The following is a 17,369-nucleotide window of genomic DNA, read 5'->3' as shown; positions in this document are numbered from 1 at the left end:
AAGCATTGTTTGAATAGTTTTTAGCCCTCTTTTCTTGATGTTGGTGACAAATATTAATTTAGGTATTGGGGCGATCGCTCATGTTGTGTAGCACTTGAAACGAGCCAATGTCTCGTATCACACTATGGTTATTTTGTACATTACTTGGCTCCTAGCAATTTTTTAAAGTGTAATTTATAAAACTTTTTTAGTCAGCACAACCTCAGGACTCTAGCTCAAAGAAAAACACGGTTTATCTTGTTGCGGGCAAATTAACAGAACATCCTGCCTCTTTCAATGGCAAAGTGCTAATACCGCGCACAAATAAATTGACACAAGTTTCGATGTAGCATTCACGACTGTATTCTAGTGTGCTAGGGATATCGCTAAAACGCAGGATACCGTGAAGCAACATACCCGTGAAACTATCCACAGATGCTTTCAAATCTATATCTGAAGACACCGTGCCCTTCTCTTGACTTTTCTGCAAGTACACAACCAGCTGTTCGCGCAATGATTTGTCAGTTTCGTATAAGACCAGACGGGCAGCCTGGGGATGTCGCTTCGCTTCCCCAATAAATGTCCGAATCAGGTCTTCATGCTCCTCCATAATCTGGTTGCAAAGCCTTGCATAATTCTTGAGGTCAATATATAGGTCTTGAGTCCAGTTGTCCTAATGGGCTAAAGCTTTTGCCTGTAAAGCGTAGGCGTAGCCCGCCGAAGGCATCGCTTCGGTAATCACAGCAGCTAGTAGTTGCTCTTTGTTCTGGAAATGACGGAATAAAGTTACCTCATTGACCGCAGCAACGCGAGCAATTTCTCGCGTTGTAGCTCCAGTTAAACCAGCCGTCGCAAACACTTTAGTTGCTGCCTTTATCAAGCGTGCATGGGTTTGTGCCGTCCTTGATGCTAAGTTTTCCATGAGTGTTTGCAAGTGCTTGCTTGCATTATAACCACATAAAAGGCGAGATTCGTATAAATTACAGATCAGTTTATCGCTCTTAAGTTATAGTGAATACTGATCTTAGGGAAGAGAAGAGTATGGAGCAATGCCAACTCTTGGAGAGGCTTGTCTGCGACACCCTCCCGCGAATGGCAGGCTACGCCTACGCTGTTAGTTCAGCTTTACTAAGCAAGGTTGCAAGTTTCATCGAGTTATCCTCACCACAAACGACGTGCAATCAATTAGTATTCTCTAGATTCCTATTTTTTAGCAATCTCAACTTCCTACACTTAGGTCACCCGAGCGGTTGATTATTAACTCACCCATTTGGGTGATTTAATTTTTTCTAATTAGGGTTTTGGTTTCACAATAGCTAATTAACAGAGCATCCCATTTTGATAATAAAAATCCTCAGTCTCCAGCTATGTTCAACCATCGACAATTGATTTCTTGGAATTCAATTTCGGTAAGATACGCACAGTTGATTTTCGAGTAGTAACAACATGAGAAAGCAGCCCTTCATACCGATCAAGTGCTTGCTCCAAAGAATAGTTTTCTTCGGCAAACTGTCTCCCTGCGTTACCTAACCTCGCCCCTAGAGTAGGATTAGCATATAAATCATGCACCGCAGCAGCCATTGCATCGGGTGATTCTGGCTTCACAATTATTCCACCCCCACTGAGTTGGATTGCTTTTGCAGCAGTACCGCTAGGAGGAACTGAACCCACAATCGGGCGACCACTTGCCAACAGTAGTGGTATTTTTGAAGGCATATTGAACGAAATCACATTGCGCTTTTGCACAATCAACCCTACATCAGATGCTGCTAGCATTTCGGGTAGTTTTTCTCGCGGCTGCAACGGTAGCAGCAAAACATTATCTGCTCCATTTACAAGGCAATATTCCTGCAACCTCTGCAATGCTATTGATTCACCAACGATAACAAAGACAATATCCCTAATATGACGTAAGTGAACTGCTGCTTCTATTACTGTTTCTAAACCTTGCGTTAGAGCAATGTTGCCCGAATAAAGGACTACAAATTTTCCATCAAGTTGATGGCTAGATATCCAGGAATTCTTCTGTTTTGGTAAGGGGCAGATGAAATTTACATTCACCCAATTGGGAATACAAACGATTTTATTAACAGGTACTCCTTTATTCACTAAATTTTCCCGAAACCCATCGGCAATGACAGTAATAGTGTGTGCAGTTCGATATCCAAATTTCTCTAAGGCTGCAAGAGTTTGGATCATCCACTTGTTTTTCAATAGCCCGATACGTACGGCAGCGTCTGGTAAAATATCTTGCACATTTAGAACTACTGGACAGTTGTATAACCAACTAAATATTGTTGCTGGTAAAATAGCTAAAAGAGGCGGAACTGTTAAGATAATCACATCAGGGCGTCCGCCTTTAAAGCCTTGGGGTAAGCTCGTGAAAACAAAACTTAACTCTAGTAATAGCCGATCTACTAAGTTAGGTTTAGACTTAATTCGGAGATAACTTCGTTGAATGGTGACACCATTTTTTTGCTCAGTAACGTACCATTTACCCCGATACTCATCGTAAATTTTACGCTCAGGATAGTTTGGCATTCCGGTAATCACCCGCACTTCATGACCTCGCTTTACTAATCCTTCTGCCAATTCAGTCATTAAGGGAGCAATTCCAATCGGCTCTGGATGATAGTTGTAGGAATATATCAGAATGTGCATAGGCTATTTATAAATTTGGTGAATACAGCCTGAGATAAGCGCATTTATTGCTAATTTCAGTAGGGACTGTTACTTTAATTATTTAATTTACATTTTAATTAAATTATGATTTTTTAAATCATAATTTCGATAAGCACTACTTAGATTTTTCTAAATAGATTTTAACAGTTATTAGTTCTCAAATATTCGTTTTTCTGCTTCAATCAAATCCCTTAAAGGTACAGTAACAAGTTACCAGTGTTAACTAATGGCTTTTGACTGTTCAACTATTTAAGGTTTCTACTATATATATGTAATAATCGTTAACTTATTTAAAAGCGAATTTAATCGTTAAACTTACACTTAGGAGATTGTAACATGATATTTAATATCATGCATATAACCCGCATTCCGCCTTAAAAACTGGCACATTAGGTATTTTTAACCAAGTAATGAGTATTGCATTCATGGGTGAACATCCGATTTTTTCAGTAATTCAAAGGGACTAACTTTTTAGCGCTAGTGTCTTGATTAGCTTCGTATTTGGATCTGTGACTGGAAAAAGCCGTAATGCATCAAATGTAATGCAGCGCAACATCATCTTGATAGATAAAGTTGAAATCAACACCTTGATTTAGATTGTTAGATGCTGCGGTTATTGCTAGCCTACGTAACATTAAAAGTAGCGCTGATTGCTGTGGTAAAGGGAATTTTGGCGAAAATATTTTTTATTGTCATAAGGCTCTTTTATTACTCTCGTTAAAGAATATTTAGAACATTATTTTGTTTCTGCGTACTTGGTTCCAACCAAGTGAGGCTTTGAAAAAGATTCAAGGTCAGTATTTTATTTTTATCTCTTCAGATATATAAAAGAGCGATAACTCCAAAGTTGATTTAGATCATGCAGATATCAATTTATAAACAACACTAACTTAACTATAAAATATGTATAAGTAAATACCGAATGAAAATACGATAAAATTGTAATAAATCAATGAAGATAAACACTTTTTTTGTGAAGTTTTGGAGAAATACCAAGTCTATTTAACGAACCTAAGTTTGACTTTATCCATTTTAGGGATGTATCTGGCAAGGCTTACTCACTGATTTTCCAGCTTGGTCAAGTGTTTACGGCTATTTTTGGATGTGGAGCTAAGATGGTACAGCAGTAGCTACGCTTTGTTTCCCTGCTCACTCTTTACGGTCGTTAACTGTTAACTGTTGACGGTTAACAGTTATCAGTTATCGGTCATCGGTCATCAGGCTTCATGTAACCCCCGCCTCAAAACCATTAGTTTTGTACTTTATACAAATGAAAACTGCGGTATTTAAAGACTCACGAGAAACATTCAAACTCTAGTTGCCTCAAAATCACGAGCGATCGCCTGAGAATAACTGATAAAGTTGAGCTACGCAAAGTTGAAAACAGTGACCTATGCCTGCGTTTCTATTAGAAGTTGGTACAGAAGAATTACCTGCAAGCTTTCTCAGTGCTGCCTTAATACAATGGCGAGAACGGATTCCCCAAAGCCTAGAAGCAAACAGCCTTCAGGGTGAAAGTGTCCAAGTGTACGGTACTCCCCGGCGTTTGGCGGTATTGATTAAAGGTCTACCATCTCAGCAAGCAGACCGAGAAGAAGAAATTAAAGGGCCCCCCGCCCAAGCCGCCTTTAAAGATGGTCAGCCGACAGCAGCAGCTGTCGGCTTTGCCAAAAAGCAAGGTGTGGAACTGGATGCGCTCTTCCTTCGCCCCACTGACAAAGGGGAATTTGTCTTCGTGCAAAAAAAAATTCCCGGCCGTCCTGTGGCAGAAATTTTGACAGAACTGGTTTTTCAATGGATTTGGGGTTTGGAAGGTAAACGTTTAATGCGTTGGGGAGATGGAGATGGGAGATTTTCTCGACCGATTCGCTGGCTGGTAGCTTTGTTAGATGAGACGGTGCTACCTCTAGAATTAGTAAATGGTTCTAAAACGATTCAGAGCGATCGCATTTCTCAAGGTCATCGGGTTTTGCATCCTGAACCTGTGACAATTGCTCAAGCGAGTGATTATGTTACCGCCCTCAAGTCTGGTTATGTCAACGTTGACCCAGAAGAACGGGCAAATATTATCAAAGAGCAAGTAAGGGCAGTAGCAGAGAATTTAGGCGGGTATACGGTAATTTACCCCGATTTGTTAGAGGAAGTAACCAACCTTGTAGAATATCCTTCTACAGTTGTCGGTAAATTTGAACCAGAATTTTTGGAATTACCAACTGAGGTAATTACTGAAGTCATGGTGACTCATCAGCGTTATTTTCCTGTATTCAAACCAGATAGTTCTGAGCAAGAATTATTGCCCAATTTCATCACCATTTCTAATGCTGATCCCAAGAAATCAGATATTGTTGCCGTCGGGAATGAAAGAGTAATTCGTGCCAGATTAGCTGATGGCAGATTTTTCTACGAAGCTGATTTAACTAAGCCAATAGATAGCTTTTTACCCCAGTTAGAAAAAGTCACCTTCCAAGAAGAATTGGGTTCGGTGCGTACCAAGGTAGATAGAGTAGTTAAGATTGCCGAGCGAATAACTACCCAATTAGAATTAGCAGAAAATCAAAGCCAAAAAATCCAACGTGCTGCTTTATTATGTAAAGCAGATTTGGTTACTCAAATGGTATATGAATTCCCCGAATTACAAGGCATCATGGGAGAAAAATATGCCTTAGCCAGTGGTGAAGATGCCGAAGTAGCGAAAGCAATTTATCAACATTACTTGCCAATGGGAGCAGGTGATATTTTACCCGAAACGCTGACGGGTCAAATTGTCGGTTTGGCAGATAGATTAGATACCTTGGTGAGTATCTTTGGTTTAGGCTTAATTCCTTCTGGCTCGTCTGATCCCTTCGCCTTACGCCGTGCTGCTAATGCTGTAGTTAAAATTACTTGGTTTTATAATTTGCCGATAAATTTAGATGATTTATTGGCACAAATAGCAACAGATTTTGCAGCAAAGTATCAAAAAGAGCGGGCATCATTAACCGCAGCATTACAAGACTTTTTCTTACAACGCATCCGCACTTTACTACAAGAAGAAAAGCAGATTGATTACGACTTGGTAAATGCAGTTTTGGGAGAAAATGACCCAGAATACACAGAACGGACGTTAAAGGATTTATTGGATGTGCGCGATCGCGCCTTATACTTACAACAAATTCGCAATGACAGTACCTTAGATAACATCTACGAAACCGTTAACCGTTCCACACGATTAGCCGCCCAAGGTGATCTGGATACAAAACAGCTAGAACCGACAACAGTAGTTCGTCCAGAATTATTCCAAAAACCCTCTGAGGCAACTTTGTATAATGCCTTAATCGAATCAGTACCGCAAACTAAAACAGCACAGCAGACACGAAATTATCAACTGTTAATAGCAGCACTAGCAAAAATTGCTCCGACAGTTAGTAACTTCTTTGATGGCCCAGATAGCGTATTAGTTATGGACTCCGATCCAGAAATTAAGCGTAATCGATTGCACTTACTGGGATTGGTTCGCAATCATGCCCGTGTCTTAGCTGATTTTGGTGCGATCGTCAAAAATCTGTAGCGTAGATCAACAAAAAGTTGTGTAATTTTTGCCAATAGACGCTACTATAGGGAGTGCTTAACCAGGGACTCTGCTGCAATCTATGCCTAGAGCTACTGTAATTGGATTGGGAAAGTCCGGTGTTGCTGCGGCGAGATTGTTGAAAGGAGAAGGTTGGGAGGTTGAGCTAAGTGATAGCAACACCTCCGAAACCCTCCTACAACAACAACAAGAACTCGCTGCCGAGCAAATAACCGTGAAACTAGGCCAATCCCTAGAATTGAATGGTGATAATTTACCCCAATTAATAGTTGTTAGTCCTGGCGTGCCTTGGGATATTCCCGTATTAATCAAGGCACGCCAATTAGGTATTGAAACCATTGGCGAAATGGAACTCGCTTGGCGAAATTTACGCTCGTTACCTTGGGTAGGAATTACAGGTACTAACGGCAAAACTACTACCACAGCTTTAATTGCTGCCATTTTTCAAGCAGCAGGATTAAATGCACCTGCCTGCGGTAATATTGGCTACGCTGCTTGTGATGTTGCCCTATCTTGGAAGGGGAGAGGGGCAGGGAGCAGGGAGCAGGGAGCAGGGGGAGCAGGGGAGGCAGGGGAAGCATTTGATAATTCCTCACTCTTAACTCCTAACTCCTCACTCCTAACTCCTCACTCTTCACTCGATTGGGTGATTGCGGAAGTTAGCAGCTATCAAATAGAATCTTCGAGTTCTCTTGCACCACGTATCGGTGTTTGGACGACTTTCACACCAGATCATCTTAGTCGCCATAAGACTTTAGAGAATTATTACAACATCAAAGCCAAGTTGTTGCGTCAGTCCGAATTCCAAGTATTCAATGGCGATGATCCCTACTTGAGGCAACAAGGTTTAAGTGCTTGGCCTAATGCTTATTGGACAAGTGTAAAAGGAAAAGATTTCCTAATTAGCGAAAAAGGCTTTTACATAGCAGACGACTGGGTTGTGGAAAAATTGACTGCAACCTCTGCACCAGAACCGATTGTGAAAGTATCTACTTTGCGAATGGTGGGAGAACATAACCAACAAAATCTCTTGATGGCAGTAGCAACGGCACGATTAGCGGGAATTAACCGTGATGCGATCGCACGTGCTATTGTTGAATTCCCCGGTGTTGCTCATCGTTTGGAGCATATCTGCACTTGGGAAGGTATTGATTTCATTAACGACAGTAAAGCCACTAACTACGATGCTGCTGAAGTTGGTTTAGCATCTGTGAAAAGTCCAGCGATTTTAATTGCTGGTGGAGAAGCTAAAGCAGGTGATGATACTGGCTGGCTAGCACAAATTCAAACCAAAGCTGCTGCTGTGTTATTGATTGGCTCTGCTGCACCCGCATTTGCCCAACGCCTCCAAGAAGTAGGGTATTATTCCTACCACATTGTGGAAACGATGGAAAGAGCAGTTCCTAGAGCGGCGGAATTAGCTAAGGAGTATGAAGCGCCTGTGGTGTTGCTATCTCCGGCTTGTGCGAGTTTCGATCAGTACCCGAATTTTGAGGTGCGGGGCGATCGTTTCCGTCAGTTGTGCCTTGCTTGGGCAGAAGGAGAGAAGCTTCAATACAACTCGATTCTTTCATCTTCTCTGCCTTAATTCATTTACTGGGTGACTTGCAGCTACACAGTGAATGAGTTATGTAACCCAAAAGTGCGGTGCGATCGCATTTTACATAGACTTAAATTTCTAGAAGGATTGTTTAGAGCTAATTTAGTGGTTTCCGATAATTATGTTTTACTGTAGTTTGCAACTTCAACCTCATGAGCGATGCTTGTAGGTTTAGGAATAGGTAAACCATCTTCTAGCATTCCTTCTATATGAAATTCAACAGCTTCTGCAATCATCTGCTTGACTTCTTCTAAAGTTTCACCCACAGCTACACAACCTGGTAAATCAGGGATATAAGCGCCATAGCTAGTTTCTCCTTTTTCAATCACAACTGTATAACGCATTAGTATTCCTCCAATTGAGCTTGTCTCCAGATATTTTTAAGAGTACCAATTGGCACATCCACATTTGGTTTACCAGACACTGTTACAGTACTGGATTTATCTGGATGTTTGAACTGTCGATGACTACCTTTAGTTCTGGCAAGATACCAACCATCAGCTTCTAGTCGTTTGATAACTTCGCGTATTGTCATGCTAACGCTTATCTGTATAGGTGAAATTTATATCACAGATAGAGTAGTCTTATTGAGAAAGAAGAGTAAACGACATTGTGTCGTAATTTATGTCCGTAATTTTGTCGTGGGTTTCAGCATTGCTAAGTAGAGGGACAAAAACATTTCTATGAATCGAGTGGCTCAAAATGAAATGCTAAAGTTAATAATCAAGCTTTTCTAGAGCTACATTTTCTCTCTCCCAGATAAAATTTATATATGAACGCTACACAAGAAAAACTAAAAGTTCAGCTAAGAGCCGCAATAGTTGCGGCTTTTGGCGCTGACTTCGCTGGAGTAGATCCAATTTTGGTTTCTGCTAGTAATCCTAAATTTGGTGATTATCAGGCGAATGTGGCTTTATCCTTGAGTAAAAAATTAGGAAAGCAACCAAGAGCGATCGCAGGTGCGATCGTTGAGAAACTAAATGTATCCGAAATCTGCGAACCGCCAGAAATCGCTGGGCCAGGATTTATCAATCTGAAACTGAAAACGGTATACCTAGAAGCACAACTGAACGAAATACAAGCTGATCCCAGGTTGGGAGTTCCATCTGCAAAAACGCCCAAGCGGGAAATTGTGGATTTTTCCAGTCCAAATATTGCTAAAGAAATGCACGTTGGACACTTGCGTTCTACGATTATTGGTGATTCCATCGCCCGAATTTTAGAATTTCAAGGACACGATGTTCTGCGGTTAAATCATGTGGGCGATTGGGGTACGCAGTTTGGAATGTTAATCACCTATCTGCGGGAAGTTTACCCAGACGCGCTTACCACCGCTAATGCTTTAGACATTGGTGATTTAGTTTCTTTTTACCGCAAAGCCAAACAACGGTTTGATACAGATGCAGTTTTTCAAGAAACAGCACGGCAAGAAGTTGTCAGATTACAAGCAGGTGCAGAAGATACACTTCATGCTTGGAAACTGCTGTGCGAACAGTCGCGGCAAGAGTTTCAAATAATTTATGACTTGCTGGATGTCCAGATAATTGAACGTGGGGAATCTTTTTATAACCCTTTACTATCTGGCGTTGTAGATGATTTAGAAAAATCTGGCTTACTGGTAGAAAACCAAGGGGCAAAATGCGTTTTCTTGGAAGGGTTTACAAATAGAGAAGGTGAACCTTTGCCCTTAATTGTACAGAAATCAGATGGCGGCTATAACTACGCTACAACAGATTTAGCATCTCTCCGCTACCGGATTCAAAAGGATCAAGCAAAGCGGATAGTTTATGTAACAGATGCTGGACAAGGAAACCACTTTGCCCAATTTTTCCAGGTGGCACGCAAAGCTGGATGGATTCCCGATGATGTGGAATTAGTTCATATCCCCTTTGGGTTGGTGTTAGGAGAAGATGGGAAGAAATTCAAAACTCGTTCTGGAGATACTGTGCGGTTGCGGGATTTATTAGATGAAGCTGTTTCTCGTGCCCATACTGATCTAAAAACTAGATTACAAGAAGAAGAACGCCAAGAAACTGAAGAATTTATTAATGAAGTTGCTAGGGTAGTTGGGATCAGTGCAGTTAAGTATGCAGACTTAAGCCAAAACCGCACCAGCAACTACATCTTCAGCTATGATAAGATGCTGGATTTTAAAGGTAATACTGCGCCCTATATGCTGTATGCTTATGCGCGGATTCAGGGGATTAGCCGCAAGGGTGACATTAACTTTGAGAAGTTGGGAAACAATGCTGTCTTGTTGCAACATGAAACAGAATTAGCACTGGCAAAATATTTACTTCAACTGGATGAAGTTATTAGTAATGTAGAGCAAGATTTGCTCCCCAATCGTTTATGTGAGTATTTGTATGAACTGAGTAAAAAGTTTAATCAGTTTTATGACCGCAATCAAGGGGTTCAGGTGTTGGAGGCACAGGAACCACAACGAACATCGCGCTTGATTCTGTGTGATTTGACTGCTAGAACTTTGAAGTTGGGATTGGAGTTGTTGGGAATTGAGGTATTGGAGAGGATGTAATTTTTTTTAACGCAAAGGTACGCAGAGTAAGAGTCAAGCTGATTTTTTCTTTGTGTACTTTGCGGTTTTTTAATCAGAATTGCTTGACTTGGAGGCGATCGCAAATGGTACAAACACCATCTAAAAACATAACTTTGGCAGAGTTTCTAAAGCTACCAGAAACGAAACCCGCTAGTGAATACATCAATGGTCAAATTATTCAAAAACCAAAGGCACAGGGAGAACATAGCACTATTCAAGGTGAACTGATTGTTTTTATTAATTCTATATTGAAACCCCAAAGAGTTGCACGAGCATATCCAGAACTGCGGTGTACCTTTGGAGGTAGATCAATTATCCCGGATGTAGCGGTATTTACTTGGGAGAGAATACCTCGCAAAGAAAATGGCAGGGTAGCAAATTTATTTTCAGCAGCTCCCGATTGGACTATCGAGATTCTATCACCTGACCAAAGACAAACGAAAGTTACAAAAAATATTCTGCATTGCCTGAATTATGAAACACAAATGGGTTGGCTGATTGATCCAGAAGAACAAACGGTATTCGTATACATCCGCAATCAACAGCCAATCATGTTGGATGAATTAGAAGCTTTACTCCCTGTCCCAGATTTTGCAAGTGAGTTGAGGCTGACGGTGGGAGATTTATTTGGATGGCTGTTGGAGTAAACCAAAATCTGACGAATTGAATCAGGAAATACACCAAGTGCAGCAGGTTTTATGGGTAGGAGTTGGTTGTAAACGGGGAACCTCATGGCAGTTAATTGATTGGGCAATAGAGCAAGTCTTTCGAGAAAATCAACTTTGTCAAAGTGCGATCGCAGGGATTGCTACAATTGACACTAAAGCCTCAGAATTTGGTTTAGTAAAACTTTGCCATCTCCGCAACTTGCCCCTAAAAACTTTTTCTGCCCAAATCCTTCGCTGTGTCTGTGTCCCCAACCCTGCCACAATTACCGAACACAAAGTAGGTACACCTAGCGTAGCAGAGGCAGCTGCTATTCTTGCAGCTACTCAAACCCCATTGTTGACTGTTTCCCCTTTTACCAGCACAGAAGCATTGGGAGTAAGATTCCTAATTCCTAAACAGATTTTCAAGCTAGAAGGGCAACCAGGAGCAGTAACACTAGCTGTTGCCCAAGCCCCCACTCCGGAATTGCTAGAGTGAAAAACATTTAATACCAATTTGAAAAAAGAATGCGACAGATGGGTAGGGGCACAACAATGTTGTGCCCTTACAAATAATTGATGTGTCGCAAACATTATTTGAATTGGTATAATTTGCATAAGCGAATTATACATAACTCTTGTGGGGTGGGCAATATGAGCGCCCTAGTTATGCAAGTTAAACGTGGAACAGCTTATTACAAAACTGTACTAATTTTTCTAGTCAACAACTCTCAAAAAATAGTTAATTACGCTAGAAACAATAGCTAGCACAATTGAACCTAACAAAGCAGGTAAAAAGCCCCGAATCTCAAACCCAGAACCAGGAGTTAAAGCACTTGCCAACCAAAGAGTTAAAGCATTGATCACTAATGTAAATAAACCAAAGGTGAGCAAGGTAATCGGAAATGTCAAAATCCGCAAGATTGGTCTAATAAATGCATTAACCAGACCAATAACAAGGGCAGCAATCAAGGCAGTCACAAAATTCTTGATAAAGAATCCCGGAACGATATTAGCAGTAAGAAATAAGGCCACCGCAGTACCGAGCCAAGTTAATAAAAAGTGTTTCATAAGGTTTTTTAGAGGAATTAGCAGTAAGTTTAATTAATTTCACTGTTACCGATTGTGATCTGTAACACTATCAGATGTTCCTGTGCTTGACTTTTAAAGTTGCCATTATTTTCTGTCAGCCCAAAAGTAATGTAATTTTTCAGTGCTGGCATAGAGAAATACTTCTAATCGGTGTATCTTTATCCTATTGCAGGATGTACCGCATTAAATTCATAAAAATTTCTGTAAGCGCAAAATCTTTACAGAGGTTTATTGAAGTTGAAAAACCTCTGTACTTTGGGGATTTCTAAAAAAGAAATAAGTTCAGAACTTTGAAGCATCTTGTCCGCGCCTTTAGTTACAGGCAAAGTAGATGCTCATTAGCAAGACTAACGCCGCAAAAGAGCCTCCCAGGTAGAGCCACCAACTACACCGTCAGCTTCTAAACCATAGCGCTTTTGTGCTGCTTTCACAGCTGCCTCAGTTGTCTCGCCAAAGTCTCCATCGGCATCGCCTTTCAAGAAACCAAGCTTTTTCAATTGTTGTTGCAACTTAACAACTTCAGAACCACGTAATCCTATACGCAAAATTGGCAATCCTTCTGAGGTGTATTGAATCCCAGGGGTTCGCTGAGTAGTTGTCTTTGACTGAGTTCGAGTAGTTTGCCCAGCCCGTGTAGTTGACTGAGTTCTAGTATTTGATGTAGGACGATTCGGCGTTTTTTGTGTGCTTGAAGTTGTAGTTTTTCTTGGGGTAGCAGGTCTTGGCTCAGGGCTAGTAGCAACTTGTGTTACAGCTTTTTTTGGGGTAGTAGGTCTTGGCTCAAGGTTAGTCGCAACTTGTCTTGTGGTAGTAGGTCTTGGTTCGGGGTTAGTCGGGACTTGTGTTACAGCTTGTCTTGGGGGGTTGGGATTTGCAACACTGGTGAGGTTGTTAGCCTGAGTTGGAACAGGAAAATTCGTAGCTGAGTTAAATCTTGGCTGGGATGAAGGGACGGTTGATGCTACTTCTGGTTGATTAGGGAAAAGTCGTTGCCAAGTGCTGGCATCAACAACGCCATCTGGATTTAAGCCAGCTGCTTGTTTAAATCGGGAAACAGCGCTGGCGGTATTCTCAGTATATGTACCATCTACGGCACCAGAGTAAAAACCCAAAAGTTTCAGAGCTGCCTGAAGTTCAGCCACGCGTTCGCCTTGGCTACCAACTTTGAGGATAGGGCGGTTGATAGTATTTCCAGGATTTACTTGGGCAATTTTTTGTGGTGCTGCTATTGATACTACAGCCGTTGAAGCAATAAGCAGAGGCGTAGTGCAGAACAAGAGTATTTCAATGGCTGATAACGATTTAGACCTCTTTGCCCACCAACCCTTTTGCCGTTTTTCCATTCTACAGCGATTTACAGTTGGATCTAGTAATTTTAAGTAACTCAAAATACTTGCTGTCAGGCTGCTTTGCATGGAATTTACTCCCAGAATATTCTCATGCTAATGGTACAGCCGCTTGCTCTAAAAAACAGCTGCTGCATTTTACGATTCCACATTTTCAGTTACGCGATCGCTCGATTAATCGCTTCTTCTTGACCAACCAAAGACAAGTAAGGCTCTTTTAAATACTTACAAGCTGATGCGATCGCATCCTTAGCACTCACAGCCGCAATCAATTCTTGAAACTTGGTGTCAAAATCAATTCCTAAACCCAAAATTTCATACCAGCCGTATATCTGAGCAATTTGCCCATTCGTTTGTTTACCCAAGGCGTACTGCCCCAATATTTTATTTTTAGCTGCTTGGAGTGCGCTTTGGGATACTTCGACGGTAGACAATAAATCTACTTCTGTACGTAGTCCCTCTAAGGCAATGGTGGTATTTTCCGGTGCTGTACCCATGTAAACCACAAATGAGGCTGGAAATAGTCTCGTAGAGTAAAAGGCGGATACTTCATAAGCTAAACCGCGCTTTTCCCGCAATTCGACAAACAAGCGGCTAGAAAGCCCATTTCCCAAGTAGGTACACAGCAACTTTAGGGCGGCATAGTCAACAGAACTCACCGAGGTTCCCAAATAACCAAGCATCACGATTGATTGTTGTGTCTGTATTGGCTTAATCCTTACCTGCGGTTCCACTCTAATCTCAGGTAAATTCAGTATTGGTAGTGCTTGGGCTGGCGCTTGCCAATCAGCAAAAACTTCTTCCACCAACGCTGCTGCATCTGTGGGTGTGACTCTACCAGCAATACTAATTACTACATTATCTGGACGGAAATAAGTTTGGTGATACTCCACTAAATCTGCACGAGTTAAGCGGCTCATAGTAGTTTCATCTCCCAGCACTGACATGGAGTAGGGATGATTTTGGTACATTACCTGCCGCATTTGTTCAAAGGCAACATTGAACGGTTGCTCTTTTTGGGAACGAATATCTTGGAGTGCTAAACGCCGTTCTAGTTCCACTTGAGTTTCGGGAAAAGTAGGCGATCGCAAAATCTGCCCTGCCAATGTTAAAATTTCTCCAAAATCAGATGTTACCGTTTTGAAAGATAGCAAAAAATAATCACTGCCAGCATCTGCACTCAAACTCGCCCCTACAGACTCGACTTTTTCAGCAATTTCCAAACTAGAAAGTCCATCGCATCCCTTTGTCATCACTGCTGATAGCAAATGTGCCAACCCTGCTTGCTCCCGATTTTCGTTACAACTACCGGCACGCAGAAAGATTCGTGCCGCAATAATGTCCGCAGCAGGATTTTCTGCCACCAGCACCACAATGCCATTGTTCAATACGGTGCGATGGATAGGTGATTTTTGCAGCAAGGTTGTCATTTGTCCTTTGTCCTTTGTCATTTGTCATTTGTCAAAAACTAATGCCCCATGCCCAATCCCCAATGACTAACATGGTTTAAGTACAGTAACCGCATAATTCTGCGGCGAAAGATACTGTTTAGCTAATTTTTGTAGTTCTTGGGCATCAAAAGACTGAATCTGCTGCGGATATGTCACAGCTAATTCAACTTGGGCGATGGTATTGTAATAGCCATAAAGTCCTGTAAGCTGATTGGGCGTTTCGGTAGAAAACGCATACTCGTTACATAACAGCCTGCGTGTACGAGCAAGTTCCTGTTCGCTAATTCCTCTAGTCTGCAAATCATCTAAATGAGCGCAAATCAAGGACTCAACTTCCTCCAGATTTTCTGGTTCTAACCAGGCAGTAATTGTAAATAAACTTGATTCCCGTTGTAGAGAAAAATTACTGCAAATTCCTTGTACCAATTGCAAATCTTCTCGCAAATCGCGCACTAAACGCGAAGTTCGACCTTCTGCCAATAACACCGACAACAAATCTAAACCAAAGCCAGCGCGGATTTCTTCTACTCCGGGTACCAGCCACGCCATCAACAATCGCGCTTGCTCTATGCGTGGTAAACACAGTTCTTGACGGTGAATTCCTGTTATCGTTGGCTTTGTCACTTTCTCAAACTGCGGACAATTAGAGCGTTCGGCAAAATCAGCAAATGAATGATTTACCATTTCCAAAGCTGATTCCTGGGCTATACCCCCGGCAATTACCACCGTCATGTTTTCCGGCTGATAGTGGGCGTGGTGAAAACAGCGCATTGCTTCTGGTGATTGCTGCATCAGTTCCTGCTCAGTACCCAGCACCGAACGTCCGTAAGGGTGATGCGGATAAACGCTTTGAATCAGAGCTTGAAATCCTATCCAGTCAGAATCATCCTGACAAGAGCGAATTTCCTCTAGCACCACGTCCCGTTCGCGGCTAAATTCATCTTCTGGAATTGCCGCATTGAGCAGTAGTTCTCCCAAGTAGGGCAGAGTATCTTTTAAATAAGGGGCAGCTGTGGTGAGTGAATAATGAGCATAATCATAGCTTGTCGCCGCATTACTCACGCCACCCCGGTTTTCAACTTTGGAATCGAACATTCCAGGGGGTAGCGTCGCCGTACCTTTAAAAATCATGTGTTCTAAAAAGTGTGCCATGCCGAACCACGGTTCTGGCTCTAGGCTTGCTCCAGCACGCACCCAAACATCCGCCACAACTACAGGAGTAGTGGGAATTTCTTGATGAATAAAAGTTAAACCACTGTCTAGTCGGAAGACCGAGGCTGGAAATATGGTATTAGTTAGTTGTTTTAACAATTTTTGTAGTTTGAAGCACAATTTTAGATAATTTTGTTATCTTAACTCTGAACGATACTTAATTTAGAATCAAGTTATACAGATTTTGTAGAATTGTTCTACTAGTGTTGTTTCCACTAACGAGAAATTGGAAGCGTTATGCATTGAGAGGAAAATCCTTTCAGTCAGCACGTAAATTTTATTTGATAAAAGAATAACAGACTTGGTAATTGAATCAATTCGTCCATTTGATACCAGTAGTAAGCTTTTAGAAAGCGACTTTTGGTTTGAAATAGCCATAGTACAGATGTATCTGTGTATACAGACACATCTGTACATTAAACATAGGCAAAACCTTTTGGCAAAGGTTGAAAATGTCAAGCAAAGGTTGAAAAACCTAGATTGGGTGGAATATCCTGTATCCGCCCAGGCCCGATCGCTCGCAACGCTTCTTTGAGTAAAATATCTCCAGTATATAAAGCACGTCCGACAATCACACCAGTCACGCCTTGAGGTTCTAACGCTAACAAACTCAACAAATCGGTAACAGAACTTACGCCACCAGAAGCAATTATCGGGATGGAAATTACTGCTGCAAGTTCTCGCAAAGCTTCTAAATTGGGGCCTATAAGTGTACCGTCCCGGTGGATATCTGTGTAAATTATCGCTGCTGCACCCAATTCTTGCATTTGTACAGCCAGTTGGGTTGCTAAAACTTCTGAGGTTTCTAACCACCCGCGAGTTGCTACGCGGCCGTTACGGGCATCAATACCGATAATAATCTGTTCGGGAAATTCTTGGCAGAGTTCTTGCACTAGCTGGGGTTGTTCTACAGCGATGGTTCCGAGAATTGCCCACTGTATCCCTAGATTGAATACTTGTTGCACGCTGGTGCGATCGCGTAATCCTCCACCAATTTCAATGGGCACTGACACAGCATGAGCGATCGCTTCGATTGCCCCCAGGTTTACTACTTTACCCGCTTTAGCACCATCTAAATCAACTATATGCAATCTGGTAGCACCCTGATCTACCCACTGTTTGGCAACATCAGCAGGATTATCGCTAAAAACTTGCGAGCGATCGTAGTCTCCTTGATACAGTCGCACACAGTGACCTTCTAGTAAATCAATCGCTGGAATTACGTCCATTTACCT

The 17,369-nt window shown here is 41.8% G+C and carries 15 protein-coding genes and 1 pseudogene; 5 read left to right on the top strand and 11 right to left on the bottom strand.

The genetic code is table 11. The features are described 5' to 3' along the window. Positions 1-232: 232 nt before the first annotated feature. The 3 genes and pseudogenes from H6G26_RS44265 to H6G26_RS15585 form a co-directional block, all read right to left on the bottom strand. A pseudogene (locus tag H6G26_RS44265) lies at positions 233-631 on the bottom strand (TetR/AcrR family transcriptional regulator C-terminal domain-containing protein); the annotation flags it as partial. A gap of 21 nt (positions 632-652) precedes the next feature. Continuing rightward, entirely contained in the window at positions 653-901 is a 249-nt protein-coding gene (locus H6G26_RS44260; protein ID WP_347242466.1) for a helix-turn-helix domain-containing protein, read from the bottom strand. 449 nt (positions 902-1,350) lie between these two features. Beyond that, entirely contained in the window at positions 1,351-2,640 is a 1,290-nt protein-coding gene (locus H6G26_RS15585) for a glycosyltransferase family 4 protein (RefSeq protein ID WP_190730115.1), read from the bottom strand. Between the two features lie 1,414 nt (positions 2,641-4,054). On the opposite strand from H6G26_RS15585, the gene glyS reads away from it, so the two are divergent. Next, positions 4,055-6,208, top strand: coding sequence for a glycine--tRNA ligase subunit beta (gene glyS, locus H6G26_RS15580; RefSeq protein WP_190730114.1), 2,154 nt, complete (start codon positions 4,055-4,057; stop codon positions 6,206-6,208). Positions 6,209-6,290: 82 nt separating this feature from the next. Then, on the top strand, positions 6,291-7,817 hold the full coding sequence (gene murD / locus H6G26_RS15575; RefSeq protein WP_190730113.1) for a UDP-N-acetylmuramoyl-L-alanine--D-glutamate ligase: 1,527 nt from the start codon (positions 6,291-6,293) through the stop codon (positions 7,815-7,817). A gap of 131 nt (positions 7,818-7,948) precedes the next feature. On the opposite strand, the gene H6G26_RS15570 is transcribed toward murD, so the two are convergent. Further along, complete coding sequence (locus H6G26_RS15570) at positions 7,949-8,173, bottom strand: type II toxin-antitoxin system HicB family antitoxin (RefSeq protein ID WP_190730112.1); 225 nt, start codon at positions 8,171-8,173, stop codon at positions 7,949-7,951. Continuing rightward, on the bottom strand, positions 8,173-8,364 hold the full coding sequence (locus H6G26_RS15565; RefSeq protein WP_190730111.1) for a type II toxin-antitoxin system HicA family toxin: 192 nt from the start codon (positions 8,362-8,364) through the stop codon (positions 8,173-8,175). Before H6G26_RS15565 ends, H6G26_RS15570 begins: the two co-directional genes overlap by 1 nt. Before the next feature lie 237 nt (positions 8,365-8,601). On the opposite strand from H6G26_RS15565, the gene argS reads away from it, so the two are divergent. The 3 genes from argS (at position 8,602) to H6G26_RS15550 (ending at position 11,532) form a co-directional block, all read left to right on the top strand. Next, positions 8,602-10,365, top strand: a complete 1,764-nt coding sequence (argS, locus tag H6G26_RS15560) for an arginine--tRNA ligase (RefSeq protein WP_190730110.1) — start codon at positions 8,602-8,604, stop codon at positions 10,363-10,365. A gap of 104 nt (positions 10,366-10,469) precedes the next feature. Beyond that, positions 10,470-11,033 carry a Uma2 family endonuclease gene (locus H6G26_RS15555; RefSeq protein ID WP_190730109.1) on the top strand — a complete coding sequence of 188 codons (564 nt, stop codon included), beginning with the start codon at positions 10,470-10,472 and terminating at the stop codon, positions 11,031-11,033. Positions 11,034-11,070: 37 nt separating this feature from the next. Further along, positions 11,071-11,532 (top strand): cobalamin biosynthesis protein, encoded by a 462-nt coding sequence (locus H6G26_RS15550; protein WP_190730152.1) that lies wholly within the window; start codon positions 11,071-11,073, stop codon positions 11,530-11,532. A gap of 218 nt (positions 11,533-11,750) precedes the next feature. Here H6G26_RS15550 and H6G26_RS15545 read toward each other — a convergent pair whose 3' ends face one another. The 6 genes from H6G26_RS15545 to hisA form a co-directional block, all read right to left on the bottom strand. Continuing rightward, on the bottom strand, positions 11,751-12,104 hold the full coding sequence (locus tag H6G26_RS15545; protein ID WP_190730108.1) for a phage holin family protein: 354 nt from the start codon (positions 12,102-12,104) through the stop codon (positions 11,751-11,753). A 29-nt stretch (positions 12,105-12,133) separates the two neighbouring features. Next, the gene (locus H6G26_RS43785; RefSeq protein ID WP_277883875.1) at positions 12,134-12,256 is read right to left on the bottom strand and encodes a hypothetical protein; all 123 of its coding nucleotides are present in this window, start codon (positions 12,254-12,256) and stop codon (positions 12,134-12,136) included. A 216-nt stretch (positions 12,257-12,472) separates the two neighbouring features. Then, positions 12,473-13,540 (bottom strand): peptidoglycan-binding domain-containing protein, encoded by a 1,068-nt coding sequence (locus tag H6G26_RS15540; RefSeq protein ID WP_190730107.1) that lies wholly within the window; start codon positions 13,538-13,540, stop codon positions 12,473-12,475. An 89-nt stretch (positions 13,541-13,629) separates the two neighbouring features. Beyond that, a complete protein-coding gene (locus H6G26_RS15535; RefSeq protein ID WP_190730151.1) occupies positions 13,630-14,901 on the bottom strand; it encodes a pitrilysin family protein in 1,272 nt (423 codons plus the stop codon). Positions 14,902-14,967: 66 nt separating this feature from the next. Beyond that, positions 14,968-16,209: a pitrilysin family protein gene (locus tag H6G26_RS15530; RefSeq protein ID WP_190730150.1), complete on the bottom strand. Its 1,242-nt coding sequence runs from the start codon at positions 16,207-16,209 to the stop codon at positions 14,968-14,970. A gap of 380 nt (positions 16,210-16,589) precedes the next feature. Continuing rightward, a complete protein-coding gene (hisA, locus tag H6G26_RS15525; protein ID WP_190730106.1) occupies positions 16,590-17,363 on the bottom strand; it encodes a 1-(5-phosphoribosyl)-5-[(5-phosphoribosylamino)methylideneamino]imidazole-4-carboxamide isomerase in 774 nt (257 codons plus the stop codon). Between the last annotated feature and the right edge of the window lie 6 nt (positions 17,364-17,369).

Origin of the sequence: Nostoc sp. FACHB-888, assembly GCF_014696655.1 — a bacterium.
Classification (GTDB): Bacteria; Cyanobacteriota; Cyanobacteriia; order Cyanobacteriales; family Nostocaceae; genus Nostoc.
Note: the sequence above shows the minus strand (reverse complement) of the source record. Positions and strands in the feature narration are given on the sequence as shown.

Bases quoted from the DNA above. Each gene is read 5' to 3' on its own strand.
- H6G26_RS44260 (WP_347242466.1), bottom strand. From the start codon at position 901: ATGGAAAACTTAGCATCAAGGACGGCACAAACCCATGCACGCTTGATA.
- H6G26_RS15585 (WP_190730115.1), bottom strand. From the start codon at position 2,640: ATGCACATTCTGATATATTCCTACAACTATCATCCAGAGCCGATTGGA.
- glyS (WP_190730114.1), top strand. From the start codon at position 4,055: ATGCCTGCGTTTCTATTAGAAGTTGGTACAGAAGAATTACCTGCAAGC.
- murD (WP_190730113.1), top strand. From the start codon at position 6,291: ATGCCTAGAGCTACTGTAATTGGATTGGGAAAGTCCGGTGTTGCTGCG.
- H6G26_RS15570 (WP_190730112.1), bottom strand. From the start codon at position 8,173: ATGCGTTATACAGTTGTGATTGAAAAAGGAGAAACTAGCTATGGCGCT.
- H6G26_RS15565 (WP_190730111.1), bottom strand. From the start codon at position 8,364: ATGACAATACGCGAAGTTATCAAACGACTAGAAGCTGATGGTTGGTAT.
- argS (WP_190730110.1), top strand. From the start codon at position 8,602: ATGAACGCTACACAAGAAAAACTAAAAGTTCAGCTAAGAGCCGCAATA.
- H6G26_RS15555 (WP_190730109.1), top strand. From the start codon at position 10,470: ATGGTACAAACACCATCTAAAAACATAACTTTGGCAGAGTTTCTAAAG.
- H6G26_RS15545 (WP_190730108.1), bottom strand. From the start codon at position 12,104: ATGAAACACTTTTTATTAACTTGGCTCGGTACTGCGGTGGCCTTATTT.
- H6G26_RS43785 (WP_277883875.1), bottom strand. From the start codon at position 12,256: ATGCCAGCACTGAAAAATTACATTACTTTTGGGCTGACAGAAAATAAT.
- H6G26_RS15540 (WP_190730107.1), bottom strand. From the start codon at position 13,540: ATGCAAAGCAGCCTGACAGCAAGTATTTTGAGTTACTTAAAATTACTA.
- H6G26_RS15535 (WP_190730151.1), bottom strand. From the start codon at position 14,901: ATGACAACCTTGCTGCAAAAATCACCTATCCATCGCACCGTATTGAAC.
- hisA (WP_190730106.1), bottom strand. From the start codon at position 17,363: ATGGACGTAATTCCAGCGATTGATTTACTAGAAGGTCACTGTGTGCGA.